This is a genomic window from Pseudomonas sp. AC083, from assembly GCF_979253165.1.
Genome location: NZ_CEEDDH010000188.1, coordinates 1 through 262, shown reverse-complemented (window position 1 = coordinate 262; position 262 = coordinate 1). Strand labels below are relative to the sequence as shown.

1 pseudogene is annotated in these 262 nt (G+C 45.8%); it reads right to left on the bottom strand.

Going from position 1 to position 262, the window contains the following annotated elements:
• A pseudogene (locus AC0IXA_RS27670) lies at positions 1 to 262 on the bottom strand (hypothetical protein); the annotation flags it as partial.

Sequence of the window (262 nt, the reverse complement as noted above, 5' to 3'; positions counted from 1 at the left end):
GCCTCAGGCTGCTGTCCGCCCAGTTTTTCTAGCACAGAGGTGATGACTTGATTATGAAGCAGTGCCTTCATTTTTCCTTGACTCATGCCCTTTTCCTGCATCGTATTGTACTTTTCATTTCGGAGGACGAGAAGGCTGAACGGAATGGTTTTGATGAGATCCTTGGCAATGTTGATAATTTGCGGGTCCTTTAATCCTTTTGAGTCTTTTACGCCAAGCTCTTTCATTAAAGCAAGCTGGCTGGCATCAACATAGGCCGCAC